This window comes from Chryseobacterium sp. ERMR1:04, assembly GCF_001297705.1.
Taxonomy (GTDB): Bacteria; Bacteroidota; Bacteroidia; order Flavobacteriales; family Weeksellaceae; genus Chryseobacterium.
This window is the reverse complement of record NZ_LIRF01000003.1, coordinates 1,071,833-1,089,456: the sequence shown is the minus strand read 5'-3', so window position 1 is coordinate 1,089,456 and position 17,624 is coordinate 1,071,833. Positions and strand designations below refer to the sequence as shown.

The window sequence follows — 17,624 nt, the reverse complement described above, 5'->3', positions numbered from 1 at the left end:
CAAAACAGTTGTTCTCGACAACGAAATAAAATCTTTAAAAATGAAAACATCCATTATACGATATATTTTCTTTTTCATGGCGGTGCAGTTCTTCTGTACCTCTTGTGAAAAACTCATAGAAGTTCAGATGCCTGATAATCAAATTAACACCAAACAGGTATTTGAAGATGTACAGACTGCGAATGCAGCTTTAGCCGGATTATATGCCGGATTGTGGGATAATTCTCCTTTGTCAGGAGATCAGTCAGGGAAATTATTGGGAAGCTATACCGATGATCTGAACTGTTATGCCGTTACAGCAACCAATGGCGCTTATGATATCTATATTAACCAACAGGTGGATACCAATACCGCGATATATTCGTATTGGTCTTCAGCCTACGAAAAGATCTATGCTGCCAATTCGATTATAGAGGGTGCGGAACATTCTTCTTTGCCTTCGGTAGAAAAAAATAGAATTAAAAGGGAGGCTTTATTGGTAAGAAGTATGCTGTATTTCTATCTGCAACAGATGTTTGGAGATATTCCGTATGTTGTCAGCACCGATTATCAGCTTAACCGAACACTGTCAAAAACATCGGCTTCAGAAATATCGGCAAGGTTAGAAATTGACCTGAGTCAGGCTATCAGTTGGTTGGTTGATGATTACCGCAATCCAGAACGTATTTTTCCTAACCGTAAAGTGGGACAGTTACTGCTTGCCAAAGTATATATGACGGAGGGAAAGTGGAGTGATGCAGAAATCGTACTAAAAGGGATTGTACAAAGCCCCTTGTATCAGTTTGAAAACGATATCACCAAAGTTTTTACGAAGTCGGAAAAACATATCCTATGGCAGCTGAAACCCAAGAACTCGGGGGATCCTACGAAGGAAGTGATCTTATATTATTTCTCCAATGCCCTTCCTAATAATTATGCTGTTTCTGAAGATCTGATGAATAGTTTTTCGGGTAATGACCTAAGAAAATTGAACTGGATCACTCCTGTTACTGTAAACGGAAATACCTGGTATCGGGTGGATAAGTATAAGAATAGAATCATTAATAATACAGAGTATTCCGTTATTATTAGATTGGAAGAAGTTTATTTTCTATTGGCAGAATCCTTAGTCCAGCAGAATAAGCTACAGGAAGCCCTGCCTTATATCAATCCTACCAGAGTACGTGCAGGTCTTAGCACTTTATCCAATCAATTGTCTAAAGCACAGCTAATAGATGAAATCCTGTTGGAACGGAGAAAAGAATTTTTTGCAGAGATGGGACACCGCTTTTTAGACTTAAAAAGACTGGGCCGACTGCATACACTCCTTACTGTCAAACAGAACTGGAAAGATACTTATCAACGTTGGCCCATACCACAAAACGAACTGCTTTCAAACCAACATTTAAATCCACAAAATGCAGGGTATTAAACTACAAAAGGCTAAGATGATGTTTGGTATAAATTACCTGATGCTTCTGTTAGGGCTGCTTTGTTATGCTTCTGTTTTTGGACAAAAAGATTCTTCCTTTAAGGATAATCGGATTAAAAAGAATCAGACAACAACCCATCAGGATACGATGCAAATCTGGAAGTCAAAATTCTTCAAACTGAATATCACCGACTATTCCCCGGATGGAAGATGGATAGCAGTAAAGAAATGGTATGATTATAACGCAGATACGATGATGATAATGGATGCCAACAGATCAAATGCTACAGCAGGCTATCTGGTCAAAAAGAGTCAGCTTACATTTTTGAAAGCAAATGTTCTTTTAGCGCGTGGAAATTCACAGACCGAGTTATGGAATTTGATCACCCATCAAAGAAAGATATTTGAAAATATCAGTAAGACAGATGCATTACAGACCGTCAATCAGTTTGTAATGCTGAGCAAGGATAAAGGTTTAACAGTGTATGACTATCACGGAACTTTATTACAGTCTGTCCCTAACGTAACCAATTATATCACGGATGGACGCCAAAAAGTTTATGCAGAAAGAAGAGTAGGAGAGTGGAGTGAAATAATATTGATTGAAAATGCAAAACCCCAGCAAGGAGAAAAGAATTTCAATTATAGAAAAAAGAACAACAACAACAACAACAACAACAACAACAACTCGAATGAAAAGAGTAAAGAACCTACCGTTTTATTTTCCACAAAGAATAAAATAGAGCGTTTTGAACTAAGTCCTTCCGATAAAAAGTTGATGATCACCGAAAAAGAAAACACAACAGATAAACGGAATCTTATTTTTATCAGTAGTAATGCTATGGCCAATCAAACCCCATTGTATCCATTGGGGAGGGATGCTCAGGATACCGATTTTTTTAAAGTTACAGAAATTCAGGATGGAGAAATGTATTGTATTGAATCTCAAAAGTATGTAAAACATAAAAATAATGTAGAGATATGGTATGGAAATGACGGAGCCTTGAAGGATATGGAGTATGGAACTGTTAAACGGGACTATGTAGTATGGTATCCCAAAGACCATTCGATAAGAAGAATTCCTACTGACCAATTTGAATCTATAGCTAGTTTCAATAATACCCGTTATTTTCTGGCTTTTAATAAAGCAGAACTGCAAAATTATGGCAGTTGGATTCCCGATATAAATATGCATCTCTATGACATTAAAACAGGAACTTTTCAACAGTTAGATGCCATAAAACCTTCGCTTTATAGTTCTAAAAGTGGAAACTGGTTCATTTATCAGGACTTAAAAAATCACTGGATGTTGTATAACCCGAATACCCAAATAAAGAAGCGGATAGGGGATTTCGATCTTAAAACTCCTGTATTCAGCTTTGATGAGAAAATGATTTACTTTGAAAGTGAAAATGATCTGTGGGAATATCATATTGAGAGTGAATCTTTGCACTCCTTACACATGGGCAAGAACAAAAAGACTGAGATTCTCAATAAAAAAGAAATGAGCTTGATCGATGGACTTAATTTTTTTCAGCATAGGATTGCCAATGCAGATTTTCTCCTTGTTAAAGTGACTGATCTGGTCAATAATGAAGTATCCGTAGTGCAATGGGATGGTCATACCATAAGAACGGTAGTAAGCCCAAGAATTGCTAACATTAAAAATATTAAATATGATGCAGATAGGAAGAAATTTTGTTTTGTAGAAGAATCTTTTAATATGCCTGCAAAGGTTGTAGTATATAATATAAGAAAGGGTAATGAACATCCGGTATTTGAAGATAGGAGAGATCAGGAGTCAATAGGAATGAGGCAGGAAATGATTCATTATAAAAATACAGAGGGAACGCCTTTAAAAGGAATTTTATATTATCCTATAGGGTTTAACCACCAAAAGAAATACCCGATGGTGGTCCGTGTTTATCAGGTACAGAGTGATGAAGCAACGCAGTATCTGACCCCGGGATATAATAACCCTATTGGTTTTGATCTTCGGGTACTCCTCAAAAGAGATTATTTTGTTCTTATGCCGGATATTGTTTTTACGAAAACAGGAACTGGTTTATCCGCGTTAGACTGCGTGAATGAGGCTCTCGATGAAGTAAGCAAAAATCAAAATATAGATATGGATAAAACGGCATTGATTGGACATTCTCACGGAGGATATGAAACCAACTTTATCGCCACGCATTCCGATCGGTTTGCAGCTTATATTTCGGGGGCAGGAAACAGTGATATCATAAGGTCGTATTTTTCTTACAACTATAATTTCAGCAGTCCTTTTTACTGGCAGTTTGAAAACGGACAATACGAAATGAATATTCCTTTTGGTGAAAATAAGGAATTGTATGTCAGAAATAATCCCATCTATAATGTTGAGAAAGTTAATGCACCGATACTATTATGGGCAGGGAAGAAAGATGAAAATATAGCCTGGGATCAGGGGATGGAATTTTATGTTGGACTGAGAAGAAATAAAAAAGAGGTCATTGCTTTATTCTATCCTGAGAAAGGTCATGACCTTGAACCCAACACTGAAGAAAGAAGAGATCTGCACCGAAGAGTATTGGAATGGTTGGATTATTTTTTGAAAGATAAAAAGGAAATCTCGTGGATTAATAAACAAATAAAGAAGGGATTCCAGCAATAAAAAAATAGTAGTGTTATGTAGCAGATATCTTTCCTAATTAAACTCTGTCATTTTTAAATTTCTTGTTGTTCTTTTCAGGTTGACGATAGCAGTAATTAGTCTCCAATTTTTATCATAGTTTTTGTGTTTTCCACGATATTTACTGCTGCAAATTCTGAATATTTTACAATCTCTATTGATATGTTCTATCATTACCCTCTTGGAAGCCTGCTTTTTATTTTCATCCTTTTGTTGCTCGGTAAGTGGTTTATATTTCGATTTTTTGTGTGGAATAATACTGTTTCCATGAATCTTTTGAATTCCTAAAAAACCTAAATCTGCTAAGATGGTAATATCCTTAGCCATTTCAAACGATTGGTTTTTAAACATCTGAAAATCATGAACAGTGCCTACAGCAAAGCTAATCCCTTTGATTAATCCTGTCAAAATACACCCGATGATTAATACCTTTATCGTATGTCGCTTTTTTTACCCGAATAATAATCTTCTTGATTTTTTAAGGGACGTTCTATTTCTTGCTCACATACATCAATAGCTACTAAATTGGTTTCTAGGTTCGTTTTTAAACTCCCAATATCAGGACAATTCAAACACCTCAATAGAATCATTTCTGTAAACTTACATCTCTTATAAGCATAAGATTCACTAATCCCAAATCTTTTACCTAAGGTTAAATAGGTTTCATAATTTCTTATATACAATAAGTAAATTAGAATTTGATTTTCTGGAGACATACTACTTCTATTGCCTAATTTACGGGTCCAAAGCTCAGATTTATAAACATCTAATTCTTTAAGAAACTTATCTTTAAGAACTATAAAAGCACCCTTATTAACGCCAACTAAACGCTGAAATTCGGACGACTTCCTCACTTTATATTCCTCAAATACATCCATTACTGCAAAAATATTATTATTCTTGAAATACTGAAAGATAATTAAGAAAGATGTCTAGCGTATTTATCTACATTTATTGTAAAGAATGGCAGAGTTTGCCATTCTTTTTCTTTTGATCCAAAAATAATGAATTTGATACCAATCAAAAATTAATCAATCTTATCAATTCTTATAATTACAAAAAGAAACTGATTTACAGAAAAACTGCTGATCAGAATTATGTTCATTTTATGTTAGGATTAGTGCTTTGGAGTTGCAACCTTTGCTAGGATAGATAAAAGCGGTATACAAAATATTTTAATCTCTCGAAAAGAGTTAGTTTAAAGTTCATGTTTTAATAGTAAGTTAGGTTTATGTTCTTTAAATTCTAATAAGTCGTAAATAACCTACCTGGAAGAGAAAAACGGAATGAGTGTATAATAAGTTATTTTCATTTTAATATTAAAATACTATGTGAATGGTTTAGTGGAATATTTAAAAAATGTCTTCTTACGATAATAAATTGTCCTATTCAGTATTAATTTAAAATCATTAATGCTCAATTTTGTATTGTCAATACCGTCAAATAAAAATGAATAAAAATAATGTAAATCAAGTTTTTGATTTTTGATCTTTGTGTTTATATTAGGTAGGGTTGCAATGTCTTACCTAATTTTTTAACAATACAAATTACTTTTAGTTAGACATTATTATTATACATATAAGTATATTAAAGTTTAGTACATGACAAAAATCACAAGTTATTGTAAATCAGTAAAATAAGTTATTTTTAATTTGGATAAATGACTGGTGTTTAGTAAATTAGATGATGTTTCCGAGGCATTCAACTAAGCACACAAAGACCAGTCAAGGGTGTGAAATTACAAAAAAAATGTTGTGCGCAAGCCAACTAAGTTTAGTTTTAGAGCACAGCTTTGAAACAAAAATCAACAAAGCCCGATTGAAATTTATTTCGATGATGATTATAGCTTTATGTAAGGTTAAAAAAATCAATTATATGTCCTTAGCTAGTGCATTCGATAGTTGTGCATCAGCAGAAAGTTCCTTTCGAAGAATACAGCGGTTTATGGCAGATTTTGATTTTCCTATGAGAATGATTTCTATCTTTATATTCAGTATTTTACCAGAAAAGAAGCATCTAATTTTGGTACTAGATCGTACGAATTGGAAGTTTGGGAATTCGAATATTAATATTTTGATGTTAGGGATTTGTTATAAAAATATAGCCATTCCAATTATGTTTAAAATGTTGGATAAACGAGGTAATTCTGACACCAATGAAAGAATAGAATTACTCACCCAATTTATAGATTGGTTTGGGAAAGACTGCATTGATTGTTTGCTTGCAGACAGAGAATTTATAGGCCATCACTGGCTTGATTTTTTAAATAAAACTAAAATACGGTATTATATTCGATTGCGGAATAATTTTAAGGTTTTCCGATTTGATAAGAATGAAGAAACACCGGTATTTTGGTTGTTTAACCGATTGAGAGTGGGTGAATTTCTTCATCATCCTAAAATTGTTAAAATTAATGGGGTAGAATGTTACGTTTCAGGCATGAAGCAGTATGACAGGACTGGGAAATTGGATTTTTTGATTTTGGTTTCCTTCAATAAACCTGAGGAATCTTTGGAATATTATAGGAAAAGATGGCAAATTGAAACACTTTTTAAGGCTTTCAAAACCAGTGGCTTTAATATTGAAGCCACTCATGTAACGGATCAAAAGAGGTTAGAAAAACTATTCATGATCGTAATGCTGGCGTTAGTTTGGTGTTATAAAATTGGAGATTATGTACATGAAAAAATTAAACCTATCAAATTCAAAAAACACCAAAGAAGAGCTGAGGGCACTGAAAAACAAGTACTATTTTGATTGCTTTGTTTTTTTCAGACAATGTTTAAGCGCTTATTACGGGATTTTAAAATCCCGTAATAAGCGCTTTTCTTTTTTTTAGCTTCTTATAAATTTTGATTATCTGAAGTTTATTCTAGTTTCTTATAGATTTTTTGCAGAGAGCAATTGAAGATTACTTTTTTACATTAATTTCAGTATTCTTTTTAAGTTAACTGTGAAAATAGCCATGGCTCCTTGCATTTGCATATTGGCTATACCATATGAAATCGCTCGGTCATAGCCGTGTACATTTTTCAACTCACTGTTTTTGGCCTCTATCTTGTAGCGGTGTTTCGCCTTTTCTTTGTAATACTCTGTTTCTTGAAAAGCCATTTGGCCTTGATGTAATTCTGATTTTATTGATACAGAATACGTTTTTGTTTTTGCTCCCTGTTTGTAACAGCCCTCTTTCAATACGCAGGATTTGCATTTTTCGACATCAAAATAGTAAGTATCTACTTGATTATTGCCTACATTTTTTTTGTTCTGACGGGCTTTCCTGATGGCTAAATATCCTGCAGGGCAAACAAATCTATCGGCATCTTTGTTATAATCAAACTTATCTTCATCTCTTCTAAAACCTTGGGTTATGGATGGATTGAGCCTTGCAACGATTTTAATGTTTTGCTGAGTGGTGAGTTTAAGATTTTCTTTTCCTGAATAAGCCGCATCACCAATAATAGTATCTACATCGATTCCGTTTTCTTGACTCATTTCTAAAAGCTTGGGCAATTCCGGACCGTCACCTTTTTCTCCCGATGTCACTACAGCAGCAGTAATGATACGTTCTTCGCTCATTGCCAAATGGGTCTTGTAGCCAAAAAAAGAACTCTCTGCGGACTTGTGACCTATTTTGGCATCAGCATCTTTTGAGAGTGTTAAATTTTCCGTGGTGTCTTCCACCGTTTCTTTGAGTAGATTTAACTTCTCTTTTACCGCCGGGATAGCGCTTATAGAAGGTTCATCTTCAATACGCTTTTCCAGTTCTTTGCAGTAAGCCAATTCTTTATCCAAATCGTTTTCAGTATTCTTTTGAGGCATCTGATTTTTAAATTCATCATCAAATTGATAAACCGTTTTTCGCAATAGCTTTGAACGCTCTCTGAGAACATCAAGTGCTGAATTGGGATTTGATCTGGAAAGGGAGTGTGTAGCATCAACAATAATGGATTTAGACTTGATTATACCTTTTTCAATAGCGATAGCCACGGTTTTGCTTATCAAAAGGTTCAATAAATCGGTGTCTTTTAAGCGAAGCTTTCGGAATTTGGTCAAGGAACTGGGATCAATAACGGCTTGCTCGGGAGACATCTCAAGAAAATACTTGAAGGACATGTCATACAGAGAACGTTCAACCACATCAACATCTGAAATGGCATAAATTGTTTTCAATAACAGATATTTGAACATTTTTATAGGACATTCTGCTATACGTCCATTATTAGAACAATACTTGTCCAGCAGTTCATCGTAGATGAAACTAAAGTCTATCAGCTCATTAATCTTACGAAGAAGATTGTCTTTGGGTACGATTAATTCATATAATTCCAAGTACGCACTGAATTGAATTTTTGATTGTAAAACTAACATTTAATACAGCTTTTATGCTGATTCAAAATACAAAAAAAACAGAAATTGAAAATTTCTGCTTTTTTAGGACTTTTCAGTGCCCTCGAAGAGCTTTTAGTGTTTTTAAATATGGATTAAATCAAATTAACAATATGCTTATGAATACTCTAAATAAAATGAATATCAATATTTTGCAATTTTTGTCATGTACTTAGATATTAAAGTTTAAAAAAAATCAAATGAAAAAAATGTTTACTGCTTTAGTCTTTCTTTTAATAGGCAAAGCTTATTCCCAAATTATCTATACACCTGTAACTCCCAATTTTGAAATAAATCTTTCACAAACAGGTGGAAGCAGTGCTAATCTATTTCCCATAGATTTTAATAACGACGGAGTAGTTGACTTTAATTTTAGATGGAATGTTTATGGTACTGGAACTTATTTTATGCATATTACAAGTTCTAACTCATATTCTTATAATTCTAATAATCAGGTGATTGTAAAAGGAATGTCTAATTCGTATGGTGTGCCATATGCAATGCCATTAGACGTTAGTACACCGATTGGTCCTTCATCAACGGGATGGATTACTGAGGCAAGAGGCCCTCTTATTGGAGACGGTGAGAGCAGTAATTTTTTAGGATTAGGCGATAAATATATAGGAATTAGATTTTTATCTGCAGGACAATATTATTATGGATGGGTTCTTGTATCTTTTGTTACAAATAAGCTTATTATTAAATCATATGCTTACCAAACTGCATCAAATACAGGTATTGAAGCAGGAAATGAAGGAGGGTCTTTAGGAGTAGAGAAAAAAGATTTCATTAATGTGTTTAATCTATATCCTAATCCTACTACAGAGTATTTAAAAATAGTTGGAAATAAAGAAACTATTGGTTATGCTATTCATAATATGGAAGGAAAAAAAGTAAGAAGTGGTATAGTGAACGCTGATAATGAGATCAATGTATCAGAGCTTATTAAAGGTACATATGTAATTTCAATTAATAATAAGAACTGGAGTACTAAATTTATAAAGAAATAAGAAGCGTAAAATATACCTAAATATACTTAAGGAATGTTTTTCTGGAAGATTATTTCTTCCAGAACTAAAATATTAGAATTACATGAACTTTATAATGATTGTGTGAAAAATAATTTTAATAAAAATTCCTTTTTTTAATCTTAGATGTTCATAGATAACATCTACTATTCCCACTGTTACTTCATCTTTAATTAATAATAGGATTTTTCATTGATAAAAAACGTAAAAATATAAATTTTATGCCCCTCTTTAAATTTATATCGTTAGTAATAGTTTTTCATTAAAATCCATAGTATAGAGAGGGGCTTTAAAAACAGATGGTTGTGAAAATAAAAATACTATTTACATTATGGACAATTTAAAAAATATACATATAGGAAACTTAATCAAAATTAGAGTGGAAGAAACTTTTCTTGATTCCTCACGTATCTGCAATTTTTTTAATTGTGATGATGAACTAATTCATAATATGTATCATAGTGAATCCTTAGATAGTAATATTATATTAAAATGGAGTAAGTTGTTGGAATATGATTTCTTCAGATTGTATAGCCAGCATTTGGTTTTTTATTCATCACAGAAATCAATGGGATATATGCAAATTGCAAAAATTAAACACTCTACACTTCCTCAATTCAAAAAAAATATATTCACCAGGGAGATGATTGAGTTTATTTTGGAACTTGTTAGAACTAATAAAAAAACAAAGAGCCAGATAATAAATGAATACAGAATTCCTAAAACAACATTATATAAATGGCTTAGTAAGTATTAAAAACTATTATGAAAACCACAACAGAAAGTCCAGATTATAAAAAAATATTTACGGATATTATTAGATTAAAATATCCACACAAAGAAATAGATTGTAGAAATTTACATTACGAATTTGATGGCTGGTAAGGAGATGATATTATTGAATGATTTCAATATTACATTATAAATTGGAGCGCTAAATTTGTTAATACATTCTTCCTATACTACTTATCTTTGAGAACACAGATATCATTTTTTTAAAGATTTATGGCTTGGATTATTATAATTCAGGCCATTTTTATGACTAGATTATAAATGTAATTATTCATTCAATATTGAAATCATGAAATTAATACTAAGCATGTAAAATTTAATTAATAATCTAAATTATCTTTTGTTTTTATTCTGACAAAAACCAAGAAAGTTATATCTTAAGTTTCCAGAAATCAAACATCGTCATCGGTATAATCATTTTTTGGATGTAGTATTAGCTTGAGTATATAATACTGAGTGAAATATTAAGCAAATATTTAGATCATCATTGAAAATTTGCTAATAAGGATCAAAAATACTTTTATAGAGATGGTAACCTCAAATCATGAGATCTATACTGGTGTAATTTTCTACTCATCCTTTTTTAAATATTTTGAAAAGTGCAAATGTCAAATATATTAATAGGTATTGGATTAGAAATAAAACAGCAACTCAATATAAAGTTGCTGCTAACAAAAAATTATTTATCAGTTGTAAATATATAAAGGTATTTTTTATCACTGTCATCCTTTACATCTACTTTAGTGATTATTTCACTATAAATTCTAATAGTGGTGTCATCGAACTCATATCCTTCTATAAATATTGGGGTGTCTTTAGGTATTCTATATTGCTCATTCAGTATTTCAAGTGGAATTATATCTGGAGTACCAATATTTTTCTTTAGTTTTATTTCAGTCAAACCTTTTTCAGCAATATATGCGAACTTTTCTAGGTGTTGTGGTAGTTTTTCCTTGGGCTTAAAAAAATGTTTGCTTTCTATTTTTTCTTTATAATGGGCAAACATTTCATCAGTTCCTACCACATCATTATAAATGGTAAAATTAACATTCGTATTTTTTTGTGCCAGCATCGTTGCTGAGGTAAAAACTAATAATGAATATATTATCTTTTTCATAATAATCTATTTAATCTTCTTAAACTTTAATTGTAAGTCTGTTATTAAGTTATTCTCTGTTTTTTACTAAGATCCAACCTGAAAATTGGATAGGTGTTCTATTTTTATCATTTTCCTGCCAGCTGATAATAAACCAGTAATTTCCAGTGGCAACTTTTTGTCCACCATTGGTGCTACCATCCCATTTATATCCGTTATTTTTATTTCCCTCATGCATTTTTGCCCCATAACGATCAAAAATTGTTAATATCAAATTAGGTTTATGAGCCAGAGCAGAATAATCCAGTATATCATTTATACCATCTCCATTGGGTGTGATCACATTAATAATATTGGGAATGGTAATATTGATTTCGATTGGATGACAATTAAAACTATCTTTAACATATACTGTACAATCTCCTCTAGGAAGATCCTTAAACTGATTAGAATCCTGCCACTGGATATTGTCTATTGAATATTTGTAGGGAGGCGTGCCACCTATCACTAATATTGTAATGTCGTTGTTTGTGATTTCAATAGCAGAAATGACAGGTTGTTTGGTTGGGAAGACATTTACCGTTTGTTTTGTGATACATTCTCCGGTCTTTAACTTTACCCAATAGGTTCCGACACCTACATTAGAAATAACCTGAGTTGTTGCCCCTGTGCTCCATTCGTAACTGTCAAATCCGGAACCTGCATCCAGAGTCGTGCTGTCTTCAATACATATTTCTTTATCTACTAATACAGAAGATTGAACAGGTGGAAAAGTTGTTGCCCCTGTGCTCCATTCGTAACTGTCAAATCCGGAACCTGCATCCAGAGTCGTGCTGTCTTCAATACATATTTCTTTATCTACTAATACAGAAGATTGAACAGGTGGAAAAACAGATAAGGTAATTTCAGCAACGCGGTAACATCCATTAGTATTGCTTACTCTTACATATACCACACCATTTGGCGCCACATAGTTTGTCGGATTATTAATTTCATTAGTCTGGTTATCTGCATCGGTTGATGATGGATAGTATTGCTTAATAACTCCGGGCTGATCTGAAACATTAGCATTGTTAAGATTAAATAATCCAGTTGCTACATTAGTCTCGAGAAAACAAGTTCTTAGTACGGCATTTTTAACGACAGGACTTTCAGATATGGTAAGTGTTAAAGTAATCTGTTCACAATCAATAAAATCGGGACTATTTCCGCAGAATTTGTAGGTAATGGTGTCTGTGCCTGTAAATCCGGCATTAGGAATATAGCCAATAACTCCTGTTGTTGCATTAAGTGTTGCGGTACCGTTTGTAGGTGGAGTGATGATTTGTACTGTACTGGGGTCAAAGGTTTGCGTAGAGGTTGTAAACGCCGGGACAATATCCAGATATCCTTCACAAACAGTTCTTGAAGACGCCGTTTCTTGGAGGCAGGTATATACTTTATACGCCGGGGTTATTGCAGGAGGACAAGATCCTACTGTAATTCTTACCGTGTAGTTTCCAGATAGAGTGGGGGTGTATGAGTTGCTGTTGGCTCCCGGAATTGCAATGTCATTTCTAAACCATTGATAGGTATCATAGCTGTCATCTACTTCCAGTATAAGACCCGGAATACATTCTCCGGTCTGCTTTGCAATAAGAGGAATAGAAGAGAAACCGGCGAAATAACCACCATAACCTGCAGAGCTATATCCACCGTTTATACCGGCTGTCACAGCTTTTGTGGAGGTAATAGTTAAGTTACCAGTAACCCCCAAAATAGCATATGTTACCCAGTTATTATTTCCGGTAATTGGGTAAGGTCCTTGTGCAGCAGTAGGAGGAACTCCATTTACGGTAACGGCTGCACCTGCTTCTGTTAGAATATTTAGTTTTAAAGTAATCGTTCCTATAGAGCCAGGCATTGCATTAACCATACCGATTTCATCGATTTTTCTAGGCAGAAAACAGTTAAGAGGAGGGATGTAATTATACCCACCTGTATTATTAGTAGAAGAAGCTGCTACCAATTGATACAGGTAGACATTTTTTGTCGTTCTGACATAAATATTAGAATGTCCACCACCTTGATTAATATATGAACTTTGTAAGATTCTGTAATATTCGCCTTCTCCTAGAGTGGCAACAGGGGTTAACACATCATTCAAAAAAACTTCGGTACCGTTTTCTGTAGCAATGATAATCCCCCCTTCCATATTTGTATTACTGGTAGAAATACTCTTCACCATGGCAAATTCATTTCCTAGGCGATCCACTGGAACAGATTGATCCATTATGAGGTCAGATCCGTCAGCGGTGGCTGTAGTGGCATAAAATCCGTTTGAATTTCCGTTGGTAACAGATATAGGTTTTGTAGCTAGTATTTTTGTACCAATGAATCCTTCTCTGTTTGCTGCAATATTTCCTAAACCTGCCAACAGGTAAGACTGCCCTTTATTGAGGTTAATGGTTATTGATGGTGAAGGTGATGGATTATTGATAAACTGAATATTCGGATCATATCCGGAAACTGTAACCTGTGTATTATCTTCAGTAGCTAATATACCGGTCGTAAAATTCGTTGCGCTACTACCTACGGTAATAGGAGTAGCAGCTGCATAAAACTTTGTGCCAATTCCTGCTTTTCCCTTAGACGTAATAATTTCTGCGTGAGAGCTTACAGCTGCTCTTAAAGATACAAAATAAGGCTTATCTCCTTTTGTGTATACACCTAAATTGATAACAGAAGACTCCATGTTGGTACTGTTGGTGCGGATATAATTGGTAGGTAATGTAAATGATTGAGGTAAATTTTTACTGATAGTAACCGTACCAATTACCGTATTGTTATTATAAATCTTTACTTGAAAGGGAGTAACAGAATCGGTAGAAAAGTATAGAGTATGGATGTAGTTACTTGATGATGAATCATAATAGGGTGCAAACCAATGGTCTGTGTCTCTTTGGGCACAAACGGTCATACTGATCATTATTAAAAATAAGCTTAATAGGAATTTCATCAATATAGAGTGGCTACGTTTATAAAATAATATATTAATCATGAGGGTGACATTTTAATTTTTAAAAAAATCATGATTTTTGAATCGTGATTATAAGATCTATTTTTAGATTATTCTCTGTTTTTTACTAAGATCCAGCCGGTATACTTAACAGGTGTTTTTTTGTCATTGGTTTCATTCCAAGTGATATGATACCAATATGTGCCTGTGAGAACTTTTTTTCCGGAAGATTTTCCATCCCAGGTGTAATTGTTGAATTTGTCACCTGTGAATAATTTATTTCCATATCGATCATAGATAACAAAGACTAGATTTCCTTTGTATGCCAGCTCACTGTAATCTATGTAATCATTTACATGATCACCATTGGGGGTAATTGCATTCACCAAATTGGGTACCGTGAGCTCAACTGAAATAGGGGCACAGTCATAAGCATCTTTTACATAGAATGTATGTTGCCCTCTTGAAAGACCAGTAAATACATTAGAGTCTTGCCAGTTTACAGTACCATCCACTGCATATTGGTAAGGTGCTTGACCCCTTTCTGTATTTACAGTCGCTGTATTATTAGAGATATCAATTGAAGTAATGACAGGTTCCTGAGCTTTTTTAACATGGACGAACTGTTTTATGGAGCATCCATTATCTTTTAGAATCACCCAGTATTCGCCAACTGTTACCCCTTGTATTGTCTGCGTAGTTGCCCCAGTGCTCCATTGGTACGATTCATATCCCGGTCCTGCATCTAATCTTGTTGTAGCATCAATACATATATACTGATCTACTAGCAATCGTGATCTTTTGGGAGGAATTACAGTTAGATTTATTTTAGAGACTGCGTAACATCCATTTGTGTTGAACACTCTTGCATAAACAAAGCCGTTACCCGAAATATAAACCGTTGGATTTGTAATTTCATTTGTATTATTGTTGGCATCAGCCAATGTAGGATAATACTTTTTAGTGATTGGATTCTCATCACTTACATTGGCGGTACTTAAGTCAAACTGTGCTTTCGTTTCATTATTTTCAATAAAACATTCTGTAAGGGTAGCTTCATGAACGACAGGAGTAGGGAAGAAGTCTAGTGTAATTTCGGAGATACCAACACACCCCTCTGATGTGGTAATTTGAACATATACGGAACCTGCTCCCGAGAAATAATTGGTAGAATTCGTAATCAGATTGGTATTGGCAGTAAGATCTGCTAAAGTGGGATAATATTTCTTAGTGGTCGGTACTGTAGTATCGGTTACATCAGCTGTTGTCAAATCAAAGTATCCTTTTCCTGAATATTGACAAGTTTTAATGATTGCATCTTTTACAACAAATGGAACCAGATTAAGATGTAAAGTAACCTGTTCACAATCTGCAAATTCAGGAGTATTACCACAGAATTTATAAACAATAGTATCAGGGCCAAGGTATCCGGGGTTTGGAATATAACTAATAACCCCTGTTGTCGGGTTTACAGTAGCTGAACCATTTGTTGGATTGGTAATAATTGTTACCGTACTTGCTAACGGAGTTTGCGTAGAACTTGTAAAGGTAGGGGTAATTTGTTTCGTTCCGCAGATATAGATAGATTGTATCGTCTCCTGCAGGCAGGTGAATACTTTATAAATAGGCGTTGTTACCGGTGCACAGCTTCCCATTGTTACAGTTACTGTATAATTACCTCCGATAGCAGGTGTATAAGTATTTGAGGTCGCTCCCGGTATGTTAGTACCATTTAAATTCCACTGGTACGTTTCATAGCTGTCATCTACTTCAAGAATAATTCCGGGAACACAATCACCGGTTTGTTTGGCAATTACGGGAACTGAAGAGAATCCTGCAAAATAACCGCCATATCCCGAAGTGCTGTAGCCACCATTTATTCCGGCAGTTACTGCTTTATCAGAAATGATGGTTACATTTCCTGTTATGTTTTCTATAGCATAAGTAACCCAAGCTGTATTTCCTGTTAGTGGATAAGGACCCTCTACTGATGTTGGAGCCACTCCGTTTACTGTTACTGCTGCACCGGCTTCTGTCAGAATATTTAATTTTATGATCATGCCGGAAGGCGTGGGATTCGGAAGCGGCATTTCATTAATTTTAGCAATTTCATCAATTTTTCGGGGTAGAAAACAATTTAATGGTGGTATATAATTAAAACCGCAAGTGGCATTGCTGTTATTTACAGCAACAAATTGATACAGATATACATTTTTTGAAGTAGTGATCAGCATATTAGCATGGCCTGAAGCACCTTGCGGAATATAATCATTTCCGGAAATTCTATACCATTGACCCTGGTTTAAGGTAGCAGCAGAAGTAGTCGATCCATTTAAAAATATCTGGGTATTGTCTTCAGTCGCAATCACAAGCCCTCCTTCTAAGTCTGCTGCAGTGGAGCGGGTTCTTACCATGGCAAAAGTACTTCCCAGCCTTTCAACAGGTACAGACTGATCCAAAATTCCATCTGATCCTGAATTTGAACCAGTGCCAAAATTACCATTTATGTTTCCATTAGTCAGCGTAATCGGTTTATCAGAAACAATTTTAGCTCCGATGAAAGATTCCATATTTGAAGCGGCAGCTCCATTGCCGGCGAATATAAAAGATTCCCCTTTATTTAATGTAAAAGTATGGGTTGTCCCTGTTGGTGTAGCTCCGATAAATAGCACCCCTGCATTCCAGGTTACCGTCACAGAGGTATTGTTTTCTGTTGCTAAAATTCCGGCAGTAAAGTTATTTGAAATCCCTGTAAAGATTGATGGAGTAGCGGCGACATAAAATTCTTTACCTATTCCGGCCTTACCTTTACTGGTTACAATTTCAGCATGAGTGGTATTACTCACCATTCTCAGGGTGCAGTAAAAAGGTTTCGATCCATTCAGGTACAGGCCTTTATTGATTACTTTAAAAGCATCTGTAGCAACGGTTGCTGCAATATTGACAACAGGGACAGCATAGGTCTGTGGATTGTTTTTACTGATGGTTACCGTTCCCAGGGCGATGTTGTTGCTATATATGGTCACATCAAAAGGAGTAACAGAATCTGTTGAAAGATACAATGACTGTGTATAACTAGTTGAAGCATAATAAGGTGCTATCCAATGTTCTGTATCTCTTTGTGCCAACAACGAGCTTACTGTTAAACATACAAGTAATAGACTAAATATAATTTTTTTCATTGACTTTGGAATTAAAATTTCTAAAATGAATAGTAACATAGGGGTTTGTTAGTACAATAG

General features: G+C 34.3%; 11 protein-coding genes. 5 read left to right on the top strand and 6 right to left on the bottom strand.

The window, feature by feature from the left end; translation table 11 throughout:
- Window positions 1–40 precede the first annotated feature (40 nt).
- Both AMQ68_RS05010 and AMQ68_RS05005 read left to right on the top strand, forming a co-directional pair.
- Window positions 41–1,411 carry a RagB/SusD family nutrient uptake outer membrane protein gene (locus AMQ68_RS05010; protein ID WP_123905615.1) on the top strand — a complete coding sequence of 457 codons (1,371 nt, stop codon included), beginning with the start codon at window positions 41–43 and terminating at the stop codon, window positions 1,409–1,411.
- A complete protein-coding gene (locus tag AMQ68_RS05005; protein WP_054509490.1) occupies window positions 1,398–4,064 on the top strand; it encodes a S9 family peptidase in 2,667 nt (888 codons plus the stop codon). The genes AMQ68_RS05010 and AMQ68_RS05005 overlap by 14 nt, the downstream gene beginning before the upstream one ends.
- A 33-nt stretch (window positions 4,065–4,097) precedes the next feature.
- Here the strand turns inward: AMQ68_RS05005 and AMQ68_RS05000 are convergent, their stop codons facing one another.
- Together AMQ68_RS05000 and AMQ68_RS04995 are read right to left on the bottom strand one after the other, a co-directional pair.
- Complete coding sequence (locus tag AMQ68_RS05000; protein WP_160317971.1) at window positions 4,098–4,490, bottom strand: transposase family protein; 393 nt, start codon at window positions 4,488–4,490, stop codon at window positions 4,098–4,100.
- A gap of 23 nt (window positions 4,491–4,513) precedes the next feature.
- Window positions 4,514–4,960 (bottom strand): transposase family protein, encoded by a 447-nt coding sequence (locus AMQ68_RS04995; protein WP_054509472.1) that lies wholly within the window; start codon window positions 4,958–4,960, stop codon window positions 4,514–4,516.
- Between the two features lie 997 nt (window positions 4,961–5,957).
- Between AMQ68_RS04995 and AMQ68_RS04990 the strand changes: the two genes are divergently transcribed.
- Complete coding sequence (locus AMQ68_RS04990; protein ID WP_160317974.1) at window positions 5,958–6,839, top strand: IS4 family transposase; 882 nt, start codon at window positions 5,958–5,960, stop codon at window positions 6,837–6,839.
- Between the two features lie 162 nt (window positions 6,840–7,001).
- Here AMQ68_RS04990 and AMQ68_RS04985 read toward each other — a convergent pair whose 3' ends face one another.
- Window positions 7,002–8,450, bottom strand: a complete 1,449-nt coding sequence (locus AMQ68_RS04985) for an IS1182 family transposase (protein ID WP_054509488.1) — start codon at window positions 8,448–8,450, stop codon at window positions 7,002–7,004.
- 218 nt (window positions 8,451–8,668) lie between these two features.
- Between AMQ68_RS04985 and AMQ68_RS04980 the strand changes: the two genes are divergently transcribed.
- Window positions 8,669–9,478 (top strand): T9SS type A sorting domain-containing protein, encoded by an 810-nt coding sequence (locus AMQ68_RS04980; protein WP_054509487.1) that lies wholly within the window; start codon window positions 8,669–8,671, stop codon window positions 9,476–9,478.
- Window positions 9,479–9,827: 349 nt separating this feature from the next.
- Window positions 9,828–10,253 carry a transposase gene (locus AMQ68_RS04975; protein ID WP_054509486.1) on the top strand — a complete coding sequence of 142 codons (426 nt, stop codon included), beginning with the start codon at window positions 9,828–9,830 and terminating at the stop codon, window positions 10,251–10,253.
- Between the two features lie 714 nt (window positions 10,254–10,967).
- Here the strand turns inward: AMQ68_RS04975 and AMQ68_RS04970 are convergent.
- From AMQ68_RS04970 to AMQ68_RS04960, 3 genes are all read right to left on the bottom strand, one after another.
- Window positions 10,968–11,405, bottom strand: coding sequence for a hypothetical protein (locus AMQ68_RS04970; protein WP_071254661.1), 438 nt, complete (start codon window positions 11,403–11,405; stop codon window positions 10,968–10,970).
- Between the two features lie 49 nt (window positions 11,406–11,454).
- Window positions 11,455–14,424, bottom strand: a complete 2,970-nt coding sequence (locus AMQ68_RS25905) for a gliding motility-associated C-terminal domain-containing protein (protein WP_369678605.1) — start codon at window positions 14,422–14,424, stop codon at window positions 11,455–11,457.
- Between the two features lie 68 nt (window positions 14,425–14,492).
- A complete protein-coding gene (locus AMQ68_RS04960; protein WP_054509483.1) occupies window positions 14,493–17,564 on the bottom strand; it encodes a T9SS type B sorting domain-containing protein in 3,072 nt (1,023 codons plus the stop codon).
- Between the last annotated feature and the right edge of the window lie 60 nt (window positions 17,565–17,624).